23 protein-coding genes and 1 pseudogene are annotated in these 22,619 nt (G+C 73.2%); 9 read left to right on the top strand and 15 right to left on the bottom strand.

Translation table 11 applies throughout. From position 1 onward, the window contains the following. Positions 1 to 11: 11 nt before the first annotated feature. Positions 12 to 629 carry a vitamin K epoxide reductase family protein gene (locus tag J5Y05_RS11260; RefSeq protein WP_210871081.1) on the top strand — a complete coding sequence of 206 codons (618 nt, stop codon included), beginning with the start codon at positions 12 to 14 and terminating at the stop codon, positions 627 to 629. 54 nt (positions 630 to 683) lie between these two features. Here the strand turns inward: J5Y05_RS11260 and msrA are convergent, their stop codons facing one another. Further along, positions 684 to 1,196: a peptide-methionine (S)-S-oxide reductase MsrA gene (msrA, locus tag J5Y05_RS11255; protein WP_210871079.1), complete on the bottom strand. Its 513-nt coding sequence runs from the start codon at positions 1,194 to 1,196 to the stop codon at positions 684 to 686. Positions 1,197 to 1,501: 305 nt separating this feature from the next. Here msrA and J5Y05_RS32600 point away from each other — a divergent pair. Continuing rightward, a pseudogene (locus J5Y05_RS32600) lies at positions 1,502 to 1,659 on the top strand (SAM-dependent methyltransferase); the annotation flags it as partial. 216 nt (positions 1,660 to 1,875) lie between these two features. Here J5Y05_RS32600 and J5Y05_RS11245 read toward each other — a convergent pair. Continuing rightward, positions 1,876 to 2,331 carry a GtrA family protein gene (locus J5Y05_RS11245; protein WP_307853841.1) on the bottom strand — a complete coding sequence of 152 codons (456 nt, stop codon included), beginning with the start codon at positions 2,329 to 2,331 and terminating at the stop codon, positions 1,876 to 1,878. Between the two features lie 536 nt (positions 2,332 to 2,867). Here J5Y05_RS11245 and xynA point away from each other — a divergent pair. Both xynA and J5Y05_RS11235 read left to right on the top strand, forming a co-directional pair. Next, positions 2,868 to 3,884 (top strand): endo-1,4-beta-xylanase XynA, encoded by a 1,017-nt coding sequence (gene xynA, locus J5Y05_RS11240; RefSeq protein WP_210871076.1) that lies wholly within the window; start codon positions 2,868 to 2,870, stop codon positions 3,882 to 3,884. A gap of 19 nt (positions 3,885 to 3,903) precedes the next feature. Next, positions 3,904 to 4,905 (top strand): polysaccharide deacetylase family protein, encoded by a 1,002-nt coding sequence (locus J5Y05_RS11235; protein ID WP_210871074.1) that lies wholly within the window; start codon positions 3,904 to 3,906, stop codon positions 4,903 to 4,905. Between the two features lie 70 nt (positions 4,906 to 4,975). Here J5Y05_RS11235 and J5Y05_RS11230 read toward each other — a convergent pair whose 3' ends face one another. Both J5Y05_RS11230 and J5Y05_RS11225 read right to left on the bottom strand, forming a co-directional pair. Further along, entirely contained in the window at positions 4,976 to 5,911 is a 936-nt protein-coding gene (locus J5Y05_RS11230) for an ion transporter (RefSeq protein WP_210871072.1), read from the bottom strand. 29 nt (positions 5,912 to 5,940) lie between these two features. Beyond that, positions 5,941 to 6,603, bottom strand: coding sequence for a CGNR zinc finger domain-containing protein (locus J5Y05_RS11225; protein ID WP_307853840.1), 663 nt, complete (start codon positions 6,601 to 6,603; stop codon positions 5,941 to 5,943). A 56-nt stretch (positions 6,604 to 6,659) separates the two neighbouring features. On the opposite strand from J5Y05_RS11225, the gene J5Y05_RS11220 reads away from it, so the two are divergent. Both J5Y05_RS11220 and J5Y05_RS11215 read left to right on the top strand, forming a co-directional pair. Next, complete coding sequence (locus tag J5Y05_RS11220; RefSeq protein ID WP_210871068.1) at positions 6,660 to 8,051, top strand: MFS transporter; 1,392 nt, start codon at positions 6,660 to 6,662, stop codon at positions 8,049 to 8,051. Between the two features lie 173 nt (positions 8,052 to 8,224). Next, positions 8,225 to 9,961 carry a glucuronyl esterase domain-containing protein gene (locus tag J5Y05_RS11215; protein ID WP_210871067.1) on the top strand — a complete coding sequence of 579 codons (1,737 nt, stop codon included), beginning with the start codon at positions 8,225 to 8,227 and terminating at the stop codon, positions 9,959 to 9,961. A gap of 76 nt (positions 9,962 to 10,037) precedes the next feature. Here J5Y05_RS11215 and paaE read toward each other — a convergent pair whose 3' ends face one another. The 5 genes from paaE to paaA are packed head-to-tail and all read right to left on the bottom strand — an operon-like array spanning position 10,038 to position 13,745. Then, a complete protein-coding gene (gene paaE, locus J5Y05_RS11210; protein WP_210871065.1) occupies positions 10,038 to 11,144 on the bottom strand; it encodes a 1,2-phenylacetyl-CoA epoxidase subunit PaaE in 1,107 nt (368 codons plus the stop codon). After that, positions 11,144 to 11,650, bottom strand: coding sequence for a 1,2-phenylacetyl-CoA epoxidase subunit PaaD (gene paaD / locus J5Y05_RS11205; RefSeq protein WP_210871063.1), 507 nt, complete (start codon positions 11,648 to 11,650; stop codon positions 11,144 to 11,146). Before paaD ends, paaE begins: the two co-directional genes overlap by 1 nt. Continuing rightward, on the bottom strand, positions 11,644 to 12,471 hold the full coding sequence (gene paaC / locus J5Y05_RS11200) for a 1,2-phenylacetyl-CoA epoxidase subunit PaaC (protein ID WP_210871061.1): 828 nt from the start codon (positions 12,469 to 12,471) through the stop codon (positions 11,644 to 11,646). Before paaC ends, paaD begins: the two co-directional genes overlap by 7 nt. Positions 12,472 to 12,480: 9 nt before the next feature. After that, complete coding sequence (gene paaB, locus J5Y05_RS11195) at positions 12,481 to 12,774, bottom strand: 1,2-phenylacetyl-CoA epoxidase subunit PaaB (protein ID WP_210871058.1); 294 nt, start codon at positions 12,772 to 12,774, stop codon at positions 12,481 to 12,483. Continuing rightward, positions 12,771 to 13,745: a 1,2-phenylacetyl-CoA epoxidase subunit PaaA gene (gene paaA / locus J5Y05_RS11190; RefSeq protein WP_210871056.1), complete on the bottom strand. Its 975-nt coding sequence runs from the start codon at positions 13,743 to 13,745 to the stop codon at positions 12,771 to 12,773. Before paaA ends, paaB begins: the two co-directional genes overlap by 4 nt. Positions 13,746 to 13,988: 243 nt before the next feature. On the opposite strand from paaA, the gene paaI reads away from it, so the two are divergent. From paaI to J5Y05_RS11175, 3 genes are all read left to right on the top strand, one after another. Then, positions 13,989 to 14,438: a hydroxyphenylacetyl-CoA thioesterase PaaI gene (paaI, locus tag J5Y05_RS11185; protein WP_210871451.1), complete on the top strand. Its 450-nt coding sequence runs from the start codon at positions 13,989 to 13,991 to the stop codon at positions 14,436 to 14,438. Next, complete coding sequence (gene paaK / locus J5Y05_RS11180; protein ID WP_210871053.1) at positions 14,435 to 15,781, top strand: phenylacetate--CoA ligase PaaK; 1,347 nt, start codon at positions 14,435 to 14,437, stop codon at positions 15,779 to 15,781. Before paaI ends, paaK begins: the two co-directional genes overlap by 4 nt. 137 nt (positions 15,782 to 15,918) lie before the next feature. Then, complete coding sequence (locus J5Y05_RS11175) at positions 15,919 to 17,217, top strand: flavin-containing monooxygenase (RefSeq protein ID WP_210871051.1); 1,299 nt, start codon at positions 15,919 to 15,921, stop codon at positions 17,215 to 17,217. Between the two features lie 104 nt (positions 17,218 to 17,321). Here J5Y05_RS11175 and J5Y05_RS11170 read toward each other — a convergent pair whose 3' ends face one another. The 6 genes from J5Y05_RS11170 to J5Y05_RS11145 all read right to left on the bottom strand — a co-directional run bounded on the left by J5Y05_RS11170 (position 17,322) and on the right by J5Y05_RS11145 (position 22,547). Further along, positions 17,322 to 18,446: a tryptophan dimethylallyltransferase family protein gene (locus J5Y05_RS11170; RefSeq protein WP_210871049.1), complete on the bottom strand. Its 1,125-nt coding sequence runs from the start codon at positions 18,444 to 18,446 to the stop codon at positions 17,322 to 17,324. Between the two features lie 207 nt (positions 18,447 to 18,653). After that, complete coding sequence (locus tag J5Y05_RS11165) at positions 18,654 to 20,018, bottom strand: cytochrome P450 (RefSeq protein ID WP_210871047.1); 1,365 nt, start codon at positions 20,016 to 20,018, stop codon at positions 18,654 to 18,656. 16 nt (positions 20,019 to 20,034) lie between these two features. After that, a complete protein-coding gene (locus J5Y05_RS11160) occupies positions 20,035 to 20,628 on the bottom strand; it encodes a GTP-binding protein (RefSeq protein ID WP_210871045.1) in 594 nt (197 codons plus the stop codon). After that, a complete protein-coding gene (locus tag J5Y05_RS11155) occupies positions 20,603 to 20,980 on the bottom strand; it encodes a DUF742 domain-containing protein (RefSeq protein WP_210871043.1) in 378 nt (125 codons plus the stop codon). The genes J5Y05_RS11160 and J5Y05_RS11155 overlap by 26 nt, the downstream gene beginning before the upstream one ends. Continuing rightward, positions 20,977 to 21,378, bottom strand: a complete 402-nt coding sequence (locus J5Y05_RS11150) for a roadblock/LC7 domain-containing protein (protein WP_210871041.1) — start codon at positions 21,376 to 21,378, stop codon at positions 20,977 to 20,979. The genes J5Y05_RS11155 and J5Y05_RS11150 overlap by 4 nt, the downstream gene beginning before the upstream one ends. Further along, entirely contained in the window at positions 21,375 to 22,547 is a 1,173-nt protein-coding gene (locus tag J5Y05_RS11145; protein WP_210871039.1) for an ATP-binding protein, read from the bottom strand. Before J5Y05_RS11145 ends, J5Y05_RS11150 begins: the two co-directional genes overlap by 4 nt. Positions 22,548 to 22,619: the final 72 nt, after the last annotated feature.

Below are 22,619 nucleotides of genomic sequence, written 5' to 3'. Positions count from 1 at the left end.
CGGAGCCGGCCGTGGCGGACCCCGCGGCGAAGGCGCCGGCCGCGGCCTCGGTGGCGGCGGGCCGGCGGACCGGACTGGTGCTGCTGTTCGCCGGGATCGTCGGCTGGTACGCCTCGTTCCGGCTCACGGTGGACGACTGGCGGATGCTGCGCGATCCGGCCTACCGGCCCTCGTGCGACATCAGTCCGGTGGTGAGCTGCGGCGGGGTCATGTCCAGCCCGCAGGGGAGCCTGTTCGGCTTCCCCAACATGGTGCTGGGCCTGTCCGCGTTCGCCGTCGTCGCCGCGGTGGGCGTGGCCGTCCTCGCGGGGACGCGGCTGCGCCCGTGGATGTGGCGCGCTCTGGCCGGGGGCGCGCTGGTGGGCGTGGTGTTCGTCCACTGGCTGCTCTGGCAGTCGCTGTACGAGCTGAACAAGCTCTGCCCCTACTGCGTCGTGGTGTGGGTGGTGACCATCGCCCTCTTCTGGTTCCTCGCCCTGCACTGCCTGGAGCACGGGCTGCTGCGGGCGCCCCCGGGCGTGCGGGTCCTGGTGCGGGACACCCACGCTCTGCTGCTCACCGGCTGGTACGGGGTGATCGCCCTGCTGGTGCTGACCCGCTTCTGGTCGTACTGGAGCGGGCTGCTGTAGCCGGGCCCGCCGGCCGGGGTGGGTGGGGGACCCGGGCCGGCCGGAGGGTGCGGCTCAGACCTCCTGCCGCTTCGGCAGGCGCCAGCCGGGGCGGGGGAAGTGGCAGGTGTAGCCGTTCGGGTAGCGCTGGAGGTAGTCCTGGTGCTCGGGCTCGGCCTCCCAGAACTCACCGGCCGGCTCGACCTCGGTGACCACCGGCCCCGGCCAGAGCCCGGACGCCTCGACGTCGGCGATGGTCTCCTCGGCGACGCGGCGCTGCTCGTCGTCGAGGTGGAAGATCGCGGACCGGTAGCTCGACCCGATGTCGTTGCCCTGCCGGTCGCGGGTGGTCGGGTCGTGGATCTGGAAGAAGAACTCCAGGACCGCCCGGTAGTCGGTCGCGGCCGGGTCGAAGACGATCTCGATCGACTCGGCGTGCCCGTCGTGGTGCCGGTAGGTGGGGTGGGGCAGCTCGCCGCCGCTGTATCCGACCCGGGTGGACAGGACGCCGGGCTGCTTGCGGACCAGCTCCTGCATGCCCCAGAAGCAGCCGCCCGCCAGCAGGGCCCGCTGCGTACGCTCAGTCATCAGGTGTCACCCTTTCTCCGCGGCTCGCGCCTGCGCCCTTGGCTCCGCGCACGCGCGCCGGCAACCGCCGGACCTCCATCCTCACACGGGGACGGACCATCCCGACGGCCACCGTCCCCACCTGCCCCGATGCCCCGGGAGACCTCGGTCACGCCTGCCGCCCGCGCCCGTGCTCGGGGCCGTCGCCCCACCCGCCGCGCGACGCCCCCGGGGCATCGCGGGACGTCAACCGTCTTACGGCACCGGGCCGTCCGTCCGTACGTTGACCGGATCACCTGTTCCCGGCGAAGAGACAGGCGGACCCCATGACCGACCCCGCGACGGCGCCCGGCTCCCCCCGGCGCGTCGGACGTTCGACACCTCGGTACCGCATTCGGCCCGCATCCGGAACCACTGGCCGGGCGGGACGGACCACTACCCCGCCGACGTGGCCGCCGGCGACGCCTACGCCGCCGTCCCGGGGTGCACGAGGAAGCCCCCGTCCCGGTGTCCCGGGACGGGGGCTTCGTGTGGAGCGCTGGGCGGGCCTTGCACCTGCATTTCCCCACAGGAAGTGGGGCGTCTTTCCTTAGACGACCAACGCGTGTCCGTTCTCCCCGGCCTCGCGGCCGTTCGAACAAGATCGACTGTAGCGCATCGGCTCCGTTCACGCACCTCGGCCGCCGGGGGTGTACGCGGCTCAGCCGCCTTCGCGCGCGGGCCCCCTGAAGACGGCCAGCCGCAGGACGGTGAAGCGGACCACGGTGACCAGGACCGAGGTGGCGGCGAGGACGAGGGTCTCGGCCGCCGGGGACGCCTGCGGGACGGCGTGCCGGAAGCCGAGCACCGCCCCGGAGGTGACCAGGTAGCCGAGCAGGAAGAGGCCACCGGCCCCGAGGTGGGCGCGGGCGGCCGACGCCTCGGCGTGCCGGAAGGTCAGCCGGCGGTTCGCCTCCGTGTTGAGCACCGTCAGTACCAGCAGCGAGGCGAGGTTGGCCGCGGCCGGGGGCCACCAGGCCCGCAGCAGCCAGTACAGGAGGGCCTGCCCGGCGGTGGACGCGACGCCGACGACGACGAACCAGCCGACCTCCCGCGACCACGGCAGCCGCCGTCCGGCGCCGGCGGAAACGGCCGGGGACGCCTTCAGCCGCACCACACGCCACTCCCCCGCGGATCACCGGCCCCGGCGCACCCCGGGAGCCTCGTGGTCGGGGAGCCTACTACGGCTCCGGGGACCCCCCGGGAACCTCAGGTCCACCCTTCCCTCCGGAAAATCATCGAAAGTTTCGCCCGGGAGAGGCTTACGAGACGGGGCGCATCCCGGGCGCGAGCGCCGGGTACGTCCGCCACCACCCGCACCGCCTCCCCCTAATCCGACTGGCCGGAACCCACCCGGGCGACTCCTCCGGTCCACCGAATCATTCGAAACATTTACCGAAAGCATTGACGCTTGACGGGGACAGACCAACACTGGTCGCCGTCGGCAGGACCCGGCCCGGCCGGTTCCTCCGCGTCCTCCGCCGCTCTGCCCCGCTCTCCCCGCTCTCCCCCGCGCTCCCCCCGCTCCGCCGTTTCCCCGTTCTCCCGCGACGCCGGTCCGCGCGGTCCGCGTCGTGTCCGTCGCCTGCCGCCCCCGGGGCGTCTCGCGCTGCCCGTCTCCACCGGCACCCGCTGCAAGGAGGAAGCACGCTCATGAACCCGCTCGCACGTCCCAGAAGCCCCGGACGGGGCCGTACCAGGCTGCTGGTCCGCTCCGCGTGGGCCATCGCGCTCGCCGCCCTGGCCGCGATGCTCCTGCCGGGCACGGCCTCCGCCGACACCGTCGTCACGACGAACCAGACCGGCACCGACAACGGCTACTACTACTCCTTCTGGACCGACAGCCAGGGCACCGTCTCCATGAACATGGGCTCCGGCGGCAGCTACAGCACCTCGTGGAACAACACCGGCAACTTCGTGGCCGGCAAGGGCTGGAGCACCGGCGGACGCAAGAACGTCACGTACTCCGGCAGCTTCAACCCGTCCGGCAACGCGTACCTGACGCTGTACGGCTGGACGACCAACCCGCTCATCGAGTACTACGTCGTCGACAACTGGGGCACCTACCGGCCCACGGGCACGTACAAGGGCACCGTCACCAGCGACGGCGGCACGTACGACATCTACGAGACGACCCGGGTCAACGCCCCCTCCATCGAGGGCACGCGGACGTTCAAGCAGTACTGGAGCGTGCGCCAGGCGAAGCGGACCGGCGGCACGATCAGCAGCGGCAACCACTTCGACGCCTGGGCCCGCAACGGCATGTCCCTGGGCAGCTTCAATTACATGATCCTCGCCACCGAGGGCTACCAGAGCAGCGGCAGTTCCAGCATCACGGTGGGCGAGTCCGGCTCCGGTGGCGGAGGGGGCGGCGGCGGTGGCGGTGGCGGCGGTGGCGGCGGTGGGGGCTGCACCGCCACCCTCTCCGCCGGACAGCAGTGGAGCGACCGCTACAACCTCAACGTCTCCGTCAGCGGCTCCTCCAACTGGACCGTCACCATGAACGTCCCCTCCCCCGAGAAGATCATCGCCACCTGGAACATCTCGGCGAGCTACCCCAGCGCACAGGTCCTCACCGCCAAACCCAACGGCAACGGCAACAACTGGGGCGTCACCATCCAGACCAACGGCACCTGGACCTGGCCCACCGTCACCTGCACCGCCACCTGATGCGAAGGAGGACCCCGGCATGGGCACCAGAGCACGACCGTCGCTGCGTTCCCTCGTCATGACCCTGGCCGCCGCCGCGCTGGCCGTCGCGGGCACCGTCGTCGCCGACGCGGGCCCGGCTCGGGCCGCGGCCTGCTCCGGGTACGTCGGCCTCACCTTCGACGACGGCCCGAACGGCGGTCAGACGCCCGCGCTGCTCAGCGCGTTGCGGCAGAACGGGCTGCGGGCCACCATGTTCAACCAGGGCCAGTACGCCGCGTCCTACCCGGCCCAGGTACGGGCGCAGGTGGACGCGGGCATGTGGGTCGGGAACCACAGCTACACGCACCCGCACCTGACCCAGCAGAGCCAGGCGCAGATGGACTCGGAGATCTCCCGCACCCAGCAGGCGATCTCCTCGGCGGGCGGCGGCACGCCGAGGCTCTTCCGCCCGCCCTACGGCGAGACCAACGCGACGCTGCGGTCCGTCGAGGCCAAGTACGGGCTGACCGAGGTGCTCTGGGACGTCGACTCGCAGGACTGGAACGGCGCGAGCACCGACGCCATCGTCCAGGCCGTCTCCCGGCTCGGCAACGGGCAGGTCGTCCTCATGCACGAATGGCCCGCCAACACCCTGGAGGCGATCCCGCGCATCGCCCAGGTGCTGGCCGGCAAGGGCCTGTGCTCCGGCATGATCTCGCCGCAGACCGGCCGCGCCGTCGCCCCCGACGGCGGCGGTCCCGGCGGCGGAGACGGGGGTGGCGGTGGCGGCGGTGGGGGCTGCACCGCCACCCTCTCCGCCGGACAGCAGTGGAGCGACCGCTACAACCTCAACGTCTCCGTCAGCGGCTCCTCCAACTGGACCGTCACCATGAACGTCCCCTCCCCCGAGAAGATCATCGCCACCTGGAACATCTCGGCGAGCTACCCCAGCGCACAGGTCCTCACCGCCAAACCCAACGGCAACGGCAACAACTGGGGCGTCACCATCCAGACCAACGGCACCTGGACCTGGCCCACCGTCACCTGCACCGCCACGTAAGGGGGAACGACCGACCGGTCCCGTGGTGCGGCGGCTCGCCGAGCCGCCGCACCCTCGTGCGCGGGGGCGGTCAGCCGGGCCGGGGGGCGCCGGGGGTGCCGTCCGGTTCGGGTGCGCGGTCCCGGGTGCGGGCGGCGGGCAGCGGGGGCCGGCCGAGGCTCGCCTCCAGTTCGTCGAGGGCGTGCCGAGCGGCGGCGATGCGCGCCCTGAGCTCCGGTTCGGGCGATCCGGAGCGTACGGCGGCGTCGCGGTCGTGCCGCCGCTCGATCTCGCGGGCCTCCTCCAGGGAGCTGATGACGACCCCGATGAGCACGTTGACCAGCACGAAGGAGGCGAACAGCACGTAGGAGGCGTAGTAGAAGATGCTCCAGCGGGAGATGGCGAGCCCCGCGTGGACGGCGTCGCCGAGGCCGTCCAGCGTCATCAGCAGGAAGAGGGTCAGCACGGCGCGGCCGATCGAACCGTACTGCTCCGGGTCGTCGCGGCCGAAGAAGACCCAGCCGACCATGGCGTAGACGTACATCAGCAGGGTGCCGACGAGCAGGAAGCTCGCGGTGCCGGGCACACTGCGCACCACCGCCACCATGACGATGCGCAGTTGGGGCAGGAAGCGGGCGGAGCGCAGCACGCGCGCGAGGCGCAGCAGCCGCAGGACGGTGGTGTTCTCGCGCACCACGGGGAGGAAGGCGCAGGCCACCACGGCCAGGTCGAAGAGGTTCCACGGATCGCGGAAGAAGGCGCGCGGGCGGTCGGCGTACGCGCACAGCCGCAGCGCCAGTTCCACGGTGAACGCGGCCAGGCACAGGTGCTCGCCGAGGCGTAACCACTGGTGCCATTCCCCGGCCAGTCCGCGGAAGGTCTCGGCGCCCAGCAGGGCGGCGTTGACGATGATGAGCACGAAGACGGTGAGGGAGAACCAGCGGGCCTCGGTGACGGCGCCCGCCCGTCGCGCCAGTGCCAGGCGGGCCTGTGCGAACGTGTCCGCGTGGTCGGGGTGTTGGGTCATCCTGCTCGTGTCCGCTCCGTACTCAGTGATCAAGTTCCAGAACGTTTTCTACAGCACTGTAGATGGGGGTGGGCGGACGGTCCGGACTCCTGGGCCGGGGAGTGCCGGCGGCGGTGGGCCGCGACGCGCTCGCGGGTCGCGCAGCGGCGTGAGCAGTAGCGGCGGTCCCGGCCGCTGCCCTGGCTGACGAAGACCCGGGGGCAGCCGTCGGCGGCGCAGATCCCGCCGGGCGGGCGCTGGTGGGTCCAGACCAGGACGGCCAGTGCCAGGCAGGACGAGGCGAGGAACCACTCGGGCCAGGGGGCGTCGTCGTCGGGGTCGACGTGCGGGTGCCAGGGGGAGGCGCCGCGGTGGGAGGTGAGCCGCAGCGGGCCGGTGTGCTCGTGCAGGAGGCGGTTGAGGACGGTGACGGCGTCGGTGGTGGTGCCGGCCGCGAAGACCTCCCGGAGCCGGCCGGCGGCCTGCCGCAGTCCGGCGAGGTCGTGCGGGGTGAGGCCGACGGGGTCGTTCTCGCCGTGGGCGCGGAGGAGCGCGGCGATGTCGCCGGGGCCCGCCGTCTCGTCGGCGAGCGCGTTGACGAGGTCGGCGGTGCGCCGGGCGGTGGCCGCCGGGGAGTGCCGGACGGAGCGCGGGTCGCGGGGCGGGGGCGGGGGTTCGGCGCGGGGCGGGGGTTCGGCGGGAAGCGGGGACACCGTCGGAATGTAACGCATATTGCGTCGTTCTGCGTTACGTCCGCAGCGTCTCGCGGATGACCGGAGGGCTGACGCGGCGATACCCCCTGACCGCGTATCTGACGGGGGCGGTGGCGGCACGGGCCGGGGACGAGATGTCGGGGCCCGCGCTGCTGCTGGCCGGATTCGCGCTGTCCGGCTCGGCGGCCGAGGCGTCGTCACTGCTGGCGGCGGTCACGGTCGCGGCGGCTGCGGGCGGGCCGGTGATCGGCGCGCTGCTCGACTCGGCGTCCCGTCCGGGCCGGCTGCTGGCCGTCGCGCTGCTGCTGTACGCGGCGGGGGTGACGGGGGTGCTGGCCGCCCTCGGCCGCCTGCCCTTCGCGCTGACCCTGCTGATCGCGGTGGTCACGGGGCTGCTCGGTCCCGCGCTGTCGGGCGGCTGGACCGCGCAGCTCCCCCGGGTGGTGCCGGGCGGCCGGCTGCCCCGGGCGAACGCGCTGGACGCCATGTCGTTCGGGGTGGCGAGCCTGGCGGGTCCGGCGCTGGCGGGGGTGGTGGCGGAGGCTGCGGGGGCCCCGGCGGCGGTGGGGGTGTCGGCCGCGCTGATCGCCCTGGCGATACCGGCGGCGTGGTGCCTGCCCCGGCGGGAGACGGGGACGGGGACGGGGACGGGGGCAAGGGACGGGGGGCGGGGGGCCGGCGGGCCTCTCCGCGAGGGCACCGCGTCATCCCGGCCGCGTAGGCCCGGCGCCTCCTCCCACGGCCGTGCCGCCCGCGGGGTCGCCGGGCGCGGGGTCGCCGGGCGCGGGATCGCCGCCCGCGGGGCCGGCCTTCTCACCGCCGGATTCCGGGTGGTGGCGCGCTCGCCCCCGCTGGGGCGGGCGACGCTGACCTCGGTGATCTGCTGCGTGGCCCAGGGGATGTTCACCGCCTGCGTGCCGCTGCTCGGGGAACGCGCGCTCGGCTCGGCGGGGCGCGGCGCGCTGCTGTTCGCCTGCGCCGCACTGTCCGCCCTGGTGGCCAACGCCCTGTTCGCGCGGTACGCGGACGCCGTGGCGCCCGACGGGGTGGTGCGGGCCGGCGCCCTGGTCCAGGGGGCCGGGTTCGCCCTGGCGGCGACGGGCGGTCCGGCCGCCCTCGTGGCCGCCGCGATCGTGGTCGGCGCCGGTGAGGGGCCCCAGCTCACCGCTCTGTTCGCGGTCCGGCACCGGGAGGCGCCGGCGGCGTCGCGCGGCCAGGTGTTCACGACCGGGGCCAGTCTGAAGATCACCGGCTTCGCGGCGGGGGCGGCACTGGCCGGGCCGCTCGCCACCCGGTCCCTTCCAACGGCCCTGGTGTCGGCGGCCGGTATCGCGGTCGCCTCGGCCCTGGCCCCGGTCCTGGTGCCGGCGGGCGGCCGGCGGCGCCGGCCCGAGGCGCCTGACGGCGGCCCGGTTCTTCGAAACTTCCGGAAGGAGTGCGAAAAATAGCCAACCTCGGGGAGCGGCGCCCCGCTTGTTGTCATGCCCGCGCCCCCTTCCTAGCCTGGGAGCGCTCCCACCCTGCTCCACGGAACCCGTCCGCGCCTTCCCCAGGAGGTCCCGTGCGCCTGCTCCGCCCAGTCCCCCCACGCCCGCCCCGGTCCCGGAAGTTCCGGCCCCGCATGTGGGCCGCCGCCGCCCTCGTGGCCGTCGCGGGGCTCGCCACCACCGCCCTCGTCCCGCAGACCGGCCCCGCCGCCGGCCTCGTCGCCGCCCAGGCGGCCGGGCCCGGCGTCGAGGACGACGGGGCCGGCTGTCCCTCCCCGGGCACCAACACCCCGCCCGGCGGCGCCCTGTTGCCCGATCCCTTCCTCAGGACGAACGGTTCGCGCATCTCCGCCCAGGCCGACTGGCGATGCCGCCGGGCGGAGATCAAGGAGCTGGCGGAGAGACACGTCTACGGCGCGAAGCCCGGCAGACCGGACAGCGTCACGGGGACTGTCTCCCGGACCGGCATCACCGTGAACGTCAGCCACCAGGGCAGGAGCGCCGCCTTCACGGCGGGCGTCGACCTGCCGAGCGGCACCGGGCCCTTCCCCGTGGTCGTGGTCCTCGGCGGGCTGGGGGCGGACACGGCGACCATCAAGGCGTCCGGCGCCGCGGTCATCAGCTTCGACCCGTACACGGTCGGCAAGGAGGGCACCGGTCGCGGCAACAAGCAGGGCGCCTTCTACAGCCTCTACGGCTCGTCGAGCAGTACCGGGCTCCTCATGGCGTGGTCGTGGGGCGTCAGCCGCATCGTCGACGTCGTCGAGCAGGCGGGCGGCGGCATCCTGCGGGGCGACGCGACCGGGGTGACCGGGTGCTCGCGGTTCGGGAAGGGCGCCCTGGTCGCCGGGGCCTTCGACCAACGGATCGGGCTGACCATGCCCATCGAGTCGGGTACGGGCGGCACCGCCGCCTTCCGCGCGGTCGCCGGCGAGAACGGCGCCCAGCCGCTGAGCAGCGCCTACTCGGAACAGCCCTGGCTCGGCGACGCGTTCGGCTCCTTCACCGGGAACCCCGGAGCGCTGCCGGTGGACACCCACGAGGTCGTCGCCATGGTGGCGCCGCGCGGCCTGCTGGTCATGGAGAACCCGCACATCGACTGGCTCGGCGCCCGATCCGGCGCGGTCGCGGCGCTGGGCGGCGCCGAGGTCTACAAGGCGCTGGGCGCCGGCGCCAACGTCTCGTACTGGTCCGACGTGCAGAGCGGCACGCACTGTGCCGTCCGGCCCGAGTGGAAGGCCCCGTTGCAGCAGAGCATCGGCGCGTTCCTGCGGGGCTCGGGCACGGGTCCGGGGGTGTTCCGGATCGCCCCGGCCAAGTCCGCCGACCTGTCGGCGTGGCGGAACTGGCAGACCCCGGTCCTCGGCGGCCCGGGAACGACCGGCGGCACCAGCACGGGCACCAGCGCCGGGACGACGTCGGGGACGAGCACCGGTACCAGCGCGGGCACGTCGACCGGCACCAGCGCGGGCACCAGCGCGGGCACCTCCACCGGCACCTCCACCGGTACGAGCACCGGCACGACGGCCGGGACGTCCGCCGGTGGCACCGGCGGTCCCGGTGACCCGGCCGGGGCCTGCACGGCCACCTACCGGACCGTCACCAGTTGGTCCGGCGGCTTCCAGGGCGAGGTCGCGGTCCGCAACGTCTCCTCCGCCCCGCTGAACGGCTGGAGCGTCCGCCTGACCCTGGCCTCCGGACAGACCCTCACCAGCGTCTGGAACGGCGTCAACTCCGCCGCCACCGGCTCGGTCACGGTCCGCAACACCGACTGGAACGGCACCGTCCCCGCCGGAGACACGGTCACCTTCGGCTTCACCGCCAACGGCCCGGCGTCGACGCCGGGCGGCATCACCTGCGCGAGCCCCTGAGGATCGCCGGACCACCGCCCCGGCACGGCACCCCCGAGCCGGGGCGGCCCGCGCCCCATGGCACGGCCGAGGGGCCCTAGCTGTCGTAGTCCACCGTCAGCGTCTCCGTGACCGGGTACGACTGGCAGGTCAGCACGTATCCGGCGTCGACCTCGGCCGGTTCCAGGGCGAAGTTGCGGCGCATCTCGGCCTCGCCGCCGGTGACCAGGGCGCGGCAGGTGCCGCAGACGCCGCCCTTGCAGGCGAAGGGCAGGTCGGGGCGGGTGGCCTGGGCGCCGTCGAGGATGCTGCGCCCCCGGGGGAGGTCGGCGGTGGTGGAGCGGCCGTCGAGGGTGACGGTGACGCGGCTGACGGGTCCGGCGGGGCCGGTGTCCTCGTGGCGGGTCTCGCGCACGGGCTCGTCGTCGGCGAAGAAGAGTTCGCGGTGGACCCGCTCGGGGCTCACGCCGAGTCCGGTCAGGACGCGCTGGGCGTCGGCGACCATGCCCTGCGGTCCGCACAGCCACCAGTGGTCGGCGCGGTCCACGTCGACGAGGGCGCCGATGAGGGCGGAGAGCCGCTCGGCGTCCAGCCGGCCGGAGAGCACCTCGGCCTCGCGGGGTTCGCGGGAGAGCACGTGGGCCAGTTGGAAGCGGGCCGGGTAGAGGTCCTTCAGGTCCGCCAGCTCCTCGGCGAACATGACGGTGTCGGTGCGGCGGTTGCCGTAGAAGAGGGTGACGGTGGAGCGGTCGTCGGCGGCGAGCGCCGACTCGGCTATGGAGAGCATGGGCGTGATGCCCGAGCCCGCGGCGATCAGCACATGGTGGCCGGGGGTGCCGAGGTCGGGGGTGAAACGGCCGGTGGGCGCCATCACCTCGACGGTGTCGCCGGGGCGCACCTCCTCGACCAGCCACGAGGAGAACAGGCCGCCGGGCACGGTGCGTACGCCGATGCGGGGCGGGGAGCCGGCCGGCGAGCAGATCGAGTACGAGCGGCGCTCGTCTCGGCCGTCGATCTCGCGGCGCAGGGTGAGCGACTGGCCCGGCGCGAAGGCGAACTCCCCGGCCAGGTCCCCGGGTATCTCGAAACCGACGGCCGCCGCGTCCGCGCAGAGCCGCTGGACCTCGGCGACGCGCAGGCGGTGGAAGGCCGGCCGGCGGCGGGGGCGCGCGGGCGCCTCCGAGGCGGGGGCGGTCGGGGCCATCAGATCTCCTTGACGTACTCGAACGGCTCGCGGCAGGACCGGCAGCGCCACAGCGCCTTGCAGGACGTGGCGGCGAAGCGGGAGGTCTCCTCGGTGTCCGTCGCTCCGCAGCGGGGGCAGGGCACGGTGCGGCGGGTGGGCGCGAGGACCAGGGGGACGGGGCCGCGGGGTGCGGCGCCGGGCGGGGCGATGCCGTGCTCGGTGAGCTTGCGGCGGCCGGTCTCGGTGATCCAGTCGCTGGTCCAGGGCGGGTCGAGGACGGTGCGGATCTCCACGCGCGGATAGCCGGCCGCGCGCAGCCGGGCCGCGACGTCCGCCCGCATCTCGGCCATGGCGGGGCAGCCGGAGTAGGTGGGGGTGAGGCCGGCGACCACGGTGCCGTCCCCGGTGACCTCGACGTCGCGCAGGACGCCGAGGTCGGCCAGGGTCAGCATGGGCAGCTCGGGGTCGGGCACCTGCTCGGCGACGTGGCGGGCGCGGCGGGCGTCGGGGGAGGTGGTCACCATGTCGCCTCCGGATGGGCGCGGGCCACGCTCTGCAGTTCGGCCAGGAGCGGGGCGAGGTGTTCGGTGTGCTCGCCGTCGCGGCCCGAGCCGGGCAGCGGCCGGTAGGCGGGCATGGGCAGTCCGGCGGCCTCGGTGACCTGCCGGAGGACGGCGACGACCTCTTCGCGTACGTCGCAGGCGGTGAAGAGTTCGCCCAGGTAGGGGGCGACGCGGTCGAGGGCGGTGCGCGTCCTGCGGTGGGACTCGGGGGTGCCGTCGCCGAGGCGGACGACCCATTCGGCGGCGTACTGGCGGTGGTACGTCAGTTCCTTGACGCCCTTGGCGGCGACGGCGGCGAGGACGGGGTCGGGGTGGGCGGTCAGGCGCCGGAAGTGCTCCAGGCGCCAGGCGGAGAGGACCAGCAGCCGGGTGACGGCGAACGCGAAGTCCTCGCGGGGCAGTTCGGCGAGGCGGACGTTGCGGAAGTCGGCGGGGTCGCGGAAGTAGGCGTAGGCGTCCTCGTCGCGGCCGGTGCCGTCGGTCTGTCCGGCGCGGGAGTAGAGGAGGCGGGCCTGGCCGAGGAGGTCGAGGCCGATGTTGGCGAGCGCGACCTCCTCCTCCAGTTCCGGGGCGCGGGTGATCCACTCGGCCAGCCGCTGGGCCAGCACCAGGGCGTCGTCGGCGAGGGCCACGCAGTCGGCGGCGAGGGCGGCGGCGTCGACGCCCTCGGGCACGGCGGTGTCGACGCCGTGCAGGGGGTCCTCGAAGCCGGTGCCGAAAGCCCAGCGGGAGTCGTCCTCGTGTCCCTCGGCGAGGGTCATGTAGACGTGGTCGTCGCTCATGCCCTGCTCCTAGATGTGGGGGACGTCGCCGGGGATGTCGTAGAAGGTGGGGTGCCGGTAGACCTTGTCGGCGCTGGGCGCGAAGAAGGGGTCCTTCTCGTCGCGGGTGGAGGCGGCGATGTACTCGGAGCGCACCACCCAGATGCTGACGCCCTCGTTGCGCCGGGTGTAGAGGTCGCGGGCGTGGGTGAGGGCCATGGTGTCGTCGGCGGCGTGGAGCGAGCCGACGTGGACGTGGTTGAGGCCGCGCTTGCCGCGGACGAACACCTCGTACAGGGGCCAGCCGTGCTCTTCGGCGGTCATGCGGCCGCTTCCTTCCGTGCGCGGGCGGCCTGCTTGGCCGCGTGGGCGGTGGCGGCCTCGCGGACCCAGGCGCCGTCCTCGTGGGCGGAGCGCCGGCGCCGCATCCGCTCGGCGTTGCAGGGGCCGTCGCCCTTGATGACGCGCGTCAGCTCGTCCCAGTCGGGGGTGCCGAAGTCGTACCGGCCGCTCTGCTCGTTCCGGCGCAGCTCGGGGTCGGGCAGGGTGACGCCGAGCTTCTCGGCCTGCGGGACGGTCATGTCGACGAAGCGGCGGCGCAGTTCGTCGTTGCTGTGCCGCTTGATCTTCCAGGCCATGGAGCGGGCGGAGTTGGGCGAGGCGTCGTCGGGCGGGCCGAACATCATCAGGGAGGGCCACCACCAGCGGTCCACCGCGTCCTGGACCATCTCGCGCTGGGCGTCGGTGCCGCGCATCATCGTCATCAGCAGCTCGTACCCCTGGCGCTGGTGGAAGGACTCCTCCTTGCAGATGCGGACCATGGCGCGGGCGTAGGGCCCGTAGGAACTGCGGCACAGGGGGACCTGGTTGCAGATCGCGGCGCCGTCCACGAGCCAGCCGATGACGCCGACGTCGGCGAAGGTGAGCGTCGGGTAATTGAAGATCGACGAGTATTTCTGGCGGCCCTCGATCAGCCGCTGGGTCAGCTCGGCGCGGTCGGTGCCCAGGGTCTCGGCGGCGGAGTACAGGTAGAGCCCGTGGCCGGCCTCGTCCTGGACCTTGGCGAGCAGGATCGCCTTGCGGCGCAGCGAGGGGGCGCGGCCGATCCACTCGCCCTCGGGCTGCATGCCGATGATCTCCGAGTGCGCGTGCTGGGCGATCTGGCGCACCAGCGTCCCGCGGTACCCGTCGGGCATCCAGTCGCGCGGCTCGATCCGCTGGTCGTGCGCGATCGTCGCGTCGAAGTCCTCCTGGAGCCGCTCCGGGGGCGGCGCCTGGGCGGATTGTGTCGTCATCGCTCCCCGCTTCCCAACCGACCATTCGTTCGGTCTCAGTGTGCCGTGTTTCGCGGTGCCGGGCAAGACCCGGGAGCGCCGCCACCCACACGGGCCTGACCGGCCCGGATGGCGTAACCCACCCCTTGACAGGGAACTACGTGGCTGGATTACTGGGCGTGCCGAAAGGTGACCGAATGGTCGGTCGGGGCACGAGGGGCACTGGGGGCACGAGGGGCACGAGGTGCCGGAAAGACGGTGGAGATGGCGGCAGAGGCCACGGGGACTCCGGCGGCGGTGATGTTCGCCGCGGACGAGGCGTCCCGAGGGCTGGGCATCGACCTGCTGGAGCAGGGCGAGGGCACGGCGGTGCTGCGCATGACGGTGACCGCCTCGATGGTGAACGGGCACGGGATCGCCCACGGCGGCTATGTCTTCCTGCTCGCGGACACCGCCTTCGCCTGCGCCTGCAACAGCCACGGTCCGGTCACCGTCGCGGCCGGCGCCGACATCGTCTTCACCGCGCCCGCGTACGAGGGCGACGTACTGGTGGCGAGCGCCGAGGAGCGCACCCGGTACGGCCGCAGCGGGGTCTGCGACGTGACGGTGCGGCGCGGCGACGAGGTGATCGCCGAGTTCCGGGGGCGCAGCCGCGCCGTCCGGGCGGCGGCGCCGCGCGACGGGGCGGAGACGACGGGCGAGGGAGCGCGATGAGCGGCGAGCCGACGACCACGACGGACCCCGCGCCCCGCCTCGGGCCGCCCCTCCCCGACGCGCTGCTGGACGACGCCGAGCGCCTGAGCCGCCCCGAACTGGAGGCGCTCCAGCTCGGCCGCCTGCGCGCGACCCTGCGGCACGCCTACGAGAACGTGGAGCTGTACCGGCGCAAGTTCGACGCCGCCGGTGTCGGCCCGGACGACTGCCGTACCCTCGCCGACCTGGCCCGTTTCCCCTTCACCACCAAGGCCGACCTGCGGGACACCTACCCCTTCGGCATGTTCGCCGTCCCCCTGTCCGAGGTGCGGCGCGTCCACGCCTCCAGCGGGACCACCGGCCGCCCCACGGTCGTCGGGTACACCGAGGGCGACCTGTCGATGTGGGCGGACCTGGTCGCCCGCTGCATCCGCGCCGCGGGCGGGCGCCCCGGCCACAAGGTGCACGTCTCCTACGGCTACGGGCTGTTCACCGGCGGGCTGGGCGCGCACTACGGCGCCGAGCGCGCCGGCTGCACGGTGATACCGGCCTCCGGCGGCATGACGGCCCGCCAGGTGCAGATCATCAACGACTTCCGGCCCGAGATCATCATGATCACCCCCTCGTACATGCTCACGCTGCTCGACGAGTTCGAGCGGCAGGGCGTCGATCCGCGCACCAGCTCCCTGGAGATCGGCATCTTCGGCGCCGAGCCGTGGACCGAGGAGATGCGCCGGGAGATCGAGGAGCGGACGGGCATCCACGCCGTCGACATCTACGGGCTCTCGGAGGTCATCGGCCCGGGAGTGGCGCAGGAGTGCGTGGAGTCCAAGGACGGCCTGCACGTATGGGAGGACCACTTCTTCCCGGAGGTGGTCGACCCGTTCACGGACGCCGTGCTCCCCGAGGGCGAGGAGGGCGAGGTCGTGTTCACCTCGCTCACCAAGGAGGCGCTGCCCGTCATCCGCTACCGCACCCGGGACCTGTCGACGCTGCTACCCGGGACCGCCCGGTCCGCCTTCCGCCGGATGCGGAAGGTCACCGGCCGCTGCGACGACATGATCATCCTGCGCGGGGTGAACGTCTTCCCGACCCAGATCGAGGAGGTCGTGCTCCGCACCCCCGGGGTGGCGCCGCACTTCCAGATCCGGCTGACCGAGCGAGGGCGCATGGACCACATGACGGTCCGGGTCGAGGCCCGCCCCGACGCCGGCCCCGCCGAGCGCGAGGCCGCCGCCGGCGCCATCGGACGGGGCGTCAAGGACGGTGTCGGCCTGAGCGTCGAGGTGGAGATCGTCGACCCGGAGACGCTGGAGCGCTCGGTCGGCAAGATCCAGCGGGTCAAGGACCTGCGCCGCAAGTGACTCACGGGACGCTGGTGACCGAGGGAAACGTGAGCACGGACACGCCCCTTCCCCCTCCGTACTGGTGTGCGGTGAAGTCCGGGTGGGCAGTGACTGCATGATCGGGGGAGGAAGTATCCGTCCTTGGGGGGAAACCCGTGCGTGTGTGTGTGATCGGTGCCGGTCTGTCGGGCCTGGCGGTGGCCCGCTCCCTCAAGGAGCGGGGCATCGACTTCGTCTGCCTCGAGAAGTCCTCCGACGTCGGCGGTATCTGGCGCCGCCCCGGCGCCGGCGAACGGGGTCCGGGGTACGAGACCCTGCACCTGAACACCGCCAAGCAGCTCACCGCCTACGACGGCTTCCCGATGCCGGAGGAGTACCCGCTCTATCCGCGGCACAGTCAGTTCGCCGCCTACCTGCGGTCCTTCGCCGAGGCGACGGGGGTACTGGACCACGTCGAGTTGCGCACCGAGGTGGTCTCCGCGCACCGGGAGGCCGACGGCACCTGGACCGTCGCCGCCCGTGACGCCGAGGGCGCGATGGCGTCCCGGCGGTTCGAGCACGTCGTCGTCGCCTCCGGGCACCATGAGAAGCCCGCGCTGCCCGACCCCCTCCCGCCGGGCGCCGACTCCTTCACCGGAACGATTCTGCACTCGCTGGACTTCCACTCCGGAGCCGACTTCGCGGGCCGGCGCGTCGTCGTGGTCGGCCTCGGCGCCTCGGCGGTGGACATCGCGGCGGACCTCTCGCGGCACGCCGGGCGGACGTACCTCTCGGTGCGCCGGGGACTGCACATCGTGCCCAAGCAGCTCTTCGGCAAGTCGGTCGACGAGATCGCCGAGGCCCCCTGGTGGAGCGAGATGACCCTCGCCGAGCAGCGCCGCTTCGTGGAGCAGGCCCTCTACGTCTCCCGGGGCAGGCTGGCGGAGTACGGGCTGCCCGAGCCGGATCACCCCGTCTTCTCCTCGGCCGTGACCCTCTCGGACGAGATCCTCAGCCGCATCCGGCACGGCGCCGTCACCCCGAAGCCTGCCATCGCCGCCTTCGAGGGCGAGGAGGTCGTCTTCACCGACGGCACCCGGGTGGCCGCGGACGCGGTCGTCCACTGCACCGGCTTCCGGCTGGACTTCCCCTTCCTGCCCGCCGGCTGCCCGGCGTCGCCGGACGGTCCGGTGGAGCTGTACCGGCGCGTGGTCCCGCCGGGGACCGAGGGCCTGTACTTCGTCGGCCTGGTGCGGCCGGTGGGCGCGATCACCCGGCTGGTGGAGGCCCAGGCCCGCTGGGTGGCGGGCCTCGTCGACGGCGAGGACACGCTGCCCCCGGCCGACGAGATGCGCGAGGAGATCGCCGCGTACCTCGACGGGATCGCCGAGCGGTACGGCCGGACGCAGGGCGCGTCCATCCAGGTCGACGTGGGCGCGTACCTCGCCGAGTTCCGTGAGGCGCTGAAGGTCTGAGCCCTGCGGGGCCGTGGGCGACGGCCCCGGCTCCTCACCTTCCTCGACGGGTGCGGGGCTCCCGGCGGACGTCCGCCGGGAGCCCCGCCTCGCCGCGCGGCCGGCTACCGCACGGCGGTCACGTGCCGGGGCCGGGCCAGGGCCGGCGGGCGGACCGCGTACGCCTCCGAGGAGAGGTACGCCGTCACCCGGGGCGAGCGGCCCCGCTGGTGGGCCAGGGCCAGGTAGGCGATCAGCCCCACCCCGTCCTCCGGCCGCCGCCCGGTGACGGCGGACAGGGCGCGGGGCAGTACCGCGGTGTCCATGCCGTACCGGGTCAGCACGCGCTCCGCCCGTTCCAGGACCTCCCCGTCGTGCCGGGCGTAGTCCCGGACGGGGATGTGCAGGGTGAAGCCGCTGGGCCGCGCGGCGCCGGTCTCGGTGAAGGCGTGACAGGTCAGGCCGGGCCGCCTGCCGAGCCGGGTGACCTCCCGGCCGCCGCCCGCCGCGGTGAGGAAGAAGTCCTCGACGGCCGCGGCGTCGGGTCCGGGGTCCATGCGGGACAGGCGCCCGGCCCGGCCCGCGGTGAGGTCGTCGTGCCGGGCGTAGACCTTGAGCCGGGGTTCGTCCCAGTCCCCGAGATCCAGGGCGACGAAGGGATAGCCGTCGGCGCGGGCCAGGGAGGCGAAGGCCCGGCCGTGGCCGAGCCGTTCCATCGCCTCGCGCACGGTCCAGAAGGAACGTTTCACCCGCAGCGCCGCGGGGTTGAGGTAGACCTTGACGCGGGGCACGCCGCCCGGCCGCAGCTCCAGGGCGCACCACAGCGCCAGGGGGCCTTGCGGGGAGGGCGGCAGGAAGAGGTCCCGGACGGCGTCGAGCGGGGCGGTGGAGAAGTTCCAGCGCCTGGCCATGGCCCTGATGGCGGCGAGGCCGACGCGGCCGTTGCGGTCCAGGCCGTCTGCGCCGCAGCCCGGTTCCAGCAGGACCCGCAGGGAGGGTGCCGTGCCCGGCTGGAGGGAGAGGGAGAACTCCACCGGGGTGTGGTCGTCGGACAGGAAGGTGCGGTCGGGGGGCGGCAGGTCCAGCGAACGCGCGCCCACCGGGCCGAGGGCCTCGGTCAGCACGTCGGTGTAGGTCGCGGTGTCGGTCTCCGACAGGCCCGCGAGGGCGGCCAGTCTTCGCAGTTGTCCGGTGGTGTGGTCGGTGAGGGTCGGTGCGGGCAGATCGACGCGGAAGGTCGCGGCGGTCACCGGTCCGCCCCTCGGCTGGGGCACACAAAAAGGTACCCGCCCTTGCGGGCGGGTACCGGGGAGCTCACCGGGGGGAAAGCGGCGTTCGTGGATATGTGGTCCACGACACCTCCTTTTGCTCGTAAGCAACTTGAATGCCGCGTTGCTCACTACCCCAGCCGTTGAACGTTCATGCGAAAACGACGGGCACGCAGGGTGTTGCGCATGTCACCGTGTGAGCCAGTTGAGGAACTGGCTCCACAGTCCGCTCCGTTCGCCGGGCCGCGGGGCGGCGGCCTGCGGACCGCCGACGGGCCCGGCGGGCCCCGTGGGGCCCTGGGCGGCGGGCGGTCCGGAGTGCCGCTGGGGCCGCACCGGGGTGAAGGTGGCGGGCAGCGTGGCCAGGGCCCGGTTGAAGGGGCCCGGACGCCAGGTCAGGCTGTCCTCGGGCACGGCGAGCCGCACGTCGGGGAGTTCGTTGAGCAGGTTCTCGATGGCGGTGACGGTGATGTGCCGGGCGGGCTCCTTGGACGGGCAGGCGTGCGGGCCCGCGCTCCAGGCCAGGTGCGCCCGGTTGCTGCCGGCCTGCCGTGAAGCCTCCAGGGCGGGGCCGGTGTTGGCGGCGGCGAAGCTGACCAGGACCAGCTCGCCCTCCTGGAGCGGCTGTCCGGCGAGGTCGGTGTCGGCGGCCGGGTAGTGCGGGGCGTAGTTGGCCATGGGCGGGTTCTCCCACAGCGTGTCGTCGAGCGCCTCGTCGATCAGGCCGCCCTCGCGCGCGTAGCGGTCGTGCGTGAGCAGGCGGTGCAGGGTGTTGCCGATGAGGTTGCGCAGCGGTTCGGCTCCGGCGCCCAGCAGCAGGGCGAGCTGGTGCACCATCTCCTCGTCGCTCAGGCCGGCTTCGTGCCGCATCAGCCAGGAGGTGACGTCGTCGCCGGGCCGGGAGCGCTTGAGCGCCACCAGCTCGCCGACCGCCTGGAACAGCACCTCGGTGGCCTTGTCGGCGTTGATGCCGTCGAACATGCCGGAGATGCCGAAGAGGACGCGGTCGCCGATGTCGGCGGGGCAGCCGAAGAGTTCGTTGAAGACGAACAGCGGGAGCTGCTTGGCGTAGTCGCCGAGCAGGTCGGCCGAACCGCGGGCGCTGAACTGGGAGATGAGGTAGCCGGAGATCTGCTCGGTGCTCCGGCTCAGCCGCCGGGTGTCGACCCGGGCCATGCTGTCGGTGACCGCCTGGCGCAGCCGCAGGTGGTCGGCGCCGTCGGCGAACATGCAGTTGGGCCGGTAGGCGAGGAGCGGCGCGACCGGGCTGTCCGGTCCCACCTTGCCCTCGTTGAAGGCCCGCCAGCGCCGGGCGTCCTTGCGGAAGGAGCCGGAGTCCTGGAGCAGTTGGAGCGCCGCCGCGTAGTCGGTGACGAGGGTCGCCTCGACGCCGGGGGCGAGTTCGACGGGGGCGGTGGGTCCGTAGTGGCGCAGGTAGGCGTAGTACGCCTGCGGGTCGGCGGCGAACTCCGGCCCGTACAGCGGCACGCGGCCGGACAGGCCGTGTGCCGGGCACCCGGGCGGGGGCGCCGGGGTGGTGTCGTGAGCGTCCATGTCGGGGGCTGAGCTCCTAGCGGGTGTGGTCCAGAAGGTGGCGGACGAGCGTGGTCAGCGCGGCGGCGGACGACTTCTCGTCCCGCGCGTCGCAGGTGACGACCGGGGTGTCGTCGAGCAGGTCCAGCGCCTCGCGCAGCGCCGCCTCGTCGCGCAGCGGAGCGCCGTCGAAGTGGTTGACGGCGATGGCGTAGTCGAGCCCGTAGTGTTCGATCAGGTCGATCACGGGGAAGGAGTCGGCCAGCCGTTCCGGGTCGACCAGGATCAGGGCGCCGAGCGCGCCGCGGGCCATGTCCTCCCACATCTGCACGAAGCGCTGCTGTCCGGGGGTGCCGAAGAGGTAGAGCACGACGCGGTCGCTGATGGTCAGCCGGCCGAAGTCCATGGCGACCGTGGTGGTGGTCTTGCCCTGGACCCCCTTGAGGTCGTCGACCTCCTCGGCGGCCTGCGTCATCGTCTCCTCGGTGGACAGCGGCTCGATCTCCGAGATGGAGCCGATGAGCGTGGTCTTGCCCACCGCGAAGTGGCCGACGACGAGGATCTTGACCGCGGTCTGGGTCTCCCCGCCGCGAACGTAGTCATGCTCATCCAAATTTGGCGCGGAGACCATTGAGCACCTCCTCCAGGATCTCCTTGTCGGCGAGGCGCGCGCGGGCCACCGGCGGGCGGGTGACCAGGTAGCCGCCCTCCTTGAGGGAGGCCAGCAGGATGCGCACCACGCCGAGGGGCAGCCGGGCGTGCCCGGCGATCTCGGCCACCGAGAGGTAGCCGGCGGAGCAGAGTTCCAGCATGTTCTGCTCTTCGGGGGACAACCGGGTCGGCCGCTGCGCGTGGTCGGCGGACGCCGTGACCAGGGTAATGAGCGAGAGCTGCTCGTCGTCGGGCAGCCCGCGGCCCCTGGTGATGACGTACGGACGTACTAATTCAGCGGATTCCGGCAGCCAGCCGTCGTGGCCCGTCATGAGCGGGCGCCGAGATTCTCGCGCGGCGGTGTGGTCAGCCGCTTGCCGAGCTGGCCGACGAGCTGCTGCATCCGGAAGGTGATGTCCGCCATGTCCACGTCCGGGGAGGCGGAGACGCCGAGGTAGGCGCCCTCGCCGGCGGAGATCAGGAAGACCCAGCCGCCGTCGAACTCGACCAGGGTCTGCCGCCAGGCGTGGTGGGGGTCCTCACAGAAGAAGCCCAGCGTGCGGCTGAGCGACTGCACCCCGCTCATGGCGGCGGCGACCCGGTCGGCGTCGTCCTTGTCGAAGTCCTTCGTCCGGGCCATCAGCAGACCGTCGGCGGATATCAGGACCGCGTGCAGAGCCCCGGGAATCTCCAGGGCACTGTCGAGCATCCATGACAGATCGTCGTTCACGAGACTCCATGTCCTTCGCTGCTTGCACCAGGGTTACTGCTCGTCCGCTCCGCCTCCTCGGGCCGGCCGGTCCGGCCGGACTGCGTGCCCCGCTGGAAGGCCCCCATGACCTGTGCCTGTTCCGAGTCGCTGCGGGCGGCCGAGCGCGGCGCCGGCGCGCTGCCGGGCACGATCGCCATCGGCCGCTTGCGGCGCCGCCGGGGCAGGCCGTCGTCGGTCCGGGCGGGGACGAGCGCGGCCTCGGGGCCGCCCTCGGGTGCGGTGCGGGCCGCGGCCAGGGGGGCCGGGGCGGGTGCCTGCTTCTCCGGCATGGCGGTGAGCAGGTCGTGCGGCAGCAGGACCACCGCGCGTACGCCTCCGTACGGGGAGGAGGAGTCCACCGACACCTCGAAGCCGAAGCGCTCGCACAGCAGCCCGATGACGGCGAAGCCGAACTGGGGCGGGTTGCCGAGCCCGGCCACGCCGGAGGCCCGCTCACTGGCGAGCAGCTTGTCGGCGCGGGCGCGCTCCTCGTCGCTCATGCCGACACCGGCGTCGTCGACGACCACGCAGATGCCCTTGGGCACGGTACGGATGTTGATCTCGACGACGGTGTCCGGGCTGGAGTAGCTCGTGGCGTTGTCGAAGAGTTCCGCGAGGGCCAGGGCGACGGGTTCGACCGCGCGGCTGGTGATGCCGAAGTCGACCTGCGAGAGGATCTCCACCCGGCGGAAGTGCCGGATGCGGCCCTGGGCGCTGCGCACCACGTCGTAGACCGAGGCGGTGTCGCGCCGTCCGCCGAGCCAGCCGTCGCAGAGCACCGCGATGGACTGGGCCCGCCGTCCGAACTGCGAGTTGGTGTGGTCGATCTCCAGGAGGTCCTGGAGGAGGGCCGAGTCCCCGTACTTGGACTGCAGCCGGGAGAGCACGAGCTGCTGTTCGGCGGCGAGCCCCTGGAGGGTGCGCATGGCGGACTTCAGGACGGTCTTGGTCTCGTCCTCGGCCTGCTCCTGGGCCGCGCGCACGGACTTCCCGTAATCGTTCTCCAGTTCTGTGTAGTGGCTGGTGAGGCTCTGGATCTCCTGCCGGAGGGCCCGTGCCGTCTTGCGCTGCCGGTGGACCAGCACGGCGGTGGCGACGAAGGCGACGAGGAGGACCCAGAGCAATGGATTCGCTGTGTATTCCGTCATAAGACTCTCTTCAGGCGACTGACGGCCGAGTTCCCGCTCCGTGCGGGCGGCCCGGCGGACGCCCGTTCCGGG

Source organism: Streptomyces tagetis (assembly GCF_018069565.1).
In the GTDB taxonomy this organism is placed as follows: Bacteria; Actinomycetota; Actinomycetes; order Streptomycetales; family Streptomycetaceae; genus Streptomyces; species Streptomyces tagetis.
The sequence above is the reverse complement of the archived record's forward strand: the minus strand, read 5'-3'. Positions and strand labels throughout refer to the sequence as shown.

Excerpts from the sequence above, each read along its gene's own strand:
- msrA (WP_210871079.1), bottom strand. The coding sequence starts at position 1,196 with ATGACTGAGCGTACGCAGCGGGCCCTGCTGGCGGGCGGCTGCTTCTGG.
- xynA (WP_210871076.1), top strand. The coding sequence starts at position 2,868 with ATGAACCCGCTCGCACGTCCCAGAAGCCCCGGACGGGGCCGTACCAGG.
- J5Y05_RS11235 (WP_210871074.1), top strand. The coding sequence starts at position 3,904 with ATGGGCACCAGAGCACGACCGTCGCTGCGTTCCCTCGTCATGACCCTG.
- J5Y05_RS11230 (WP_210871072.1), bottom strand. The coding sequence starts at position 5,911 with ATGACCCAACACCCCGACCACGCGGACACGTTCGCACAGGCCCGCCTG.
- J5Y05_RS11220 (WP_210871068.1), top strand. The coding sequence starts at position 6,660 with ATGACCGGAGGGCTGACGCGGCGATACCCCCTGACCGCGTATCTGACG.
- J5Y05_RS11215 (WP_210871067.1), top strand. The coding sequence starts at position 8,225 with ATGTGGGCCGCCGCCGCCCTCGTGGCCGTCGCGGGGCTCGCCACCACC.
- paaE (WP_210871065.1), bottom strand. The coding sequence starts at position 11,144 with ATGGCCCCGACCGCCCCCGCCTCGGAGGCGCCCGCGCGCCCCCGCCGC.
- paaD (WP_210871063.1), bottom strand. The coding sequence starts at position 11,650 with ATGGTGACCACCTCCCCCGACGCCCGCCGCGCCCGCCACGTCGCCGAG.
- paaC (WP_210871061.1), bottom strand. The coding sequence starts at position 12,471 with ATGAGCGACGACCACGTCTACATGACCCTCGCCGAGGGACACGAGGAC.
- paaB (WP_210871058.1), bottom strand. The coding sequence starts at position 12,774 with ATGACCGCCGAAGAGCACGGCTGGCCCCTGTACGAGGTGTTCGTCCGC.
- paaA (WP_210871056.1), bottom strand. The coding sequence starts at position 13,745 with ATGACGACACAATCCGCCCAGGCGCCGCCCCCGGAGCGGCTCCAGGAG.
- paaI (WP_210871451.1), top strand. The coding sequence starts at position 13,989 with ATGGCGGCAGAGGCCACGGGGACTCCGGCGGCGGTGATGTTCGCCGCG.
- paaK (WP_210871053.1), top strand. The coding sequence starts at position 14,435 with ATGAGCGGCGAGCCGACGACCACGACGGACCCCGCGCCCCGCCTCGGG.
- J5Y05_RS11165 (WP_210871047.1), bottom strand. The coding sequence starts at position 20,018 with ATGGACGCTCACGACACCACCCCGGCGCCCCCGCCCGGGTGCCCGGCA.
- J5Y05_RS11160 (WP_210871045.1), bottom strand. The coding sequence starts at position 20,628 with ATGGTCTCCGCGCCAAATTTGGATGAGCATGACTACGTTCGCGGCGGG.
- J5Y05_RS11155 (WP_210871043.1), bottom strand. The coding sequence starts at position 20,980 with ATGACGGGCCACGACGGCTGGCTGCCGGAATCCGCTGAATTAGTACGT.
- J5Y05_RS11145 (WP_210871039.1), bottom strand. The coding sequence starts at position 22,547 with ATGACGGAATACACAGCGAATCCATTGCTCTGGGTCCTCCTCGTCGCC.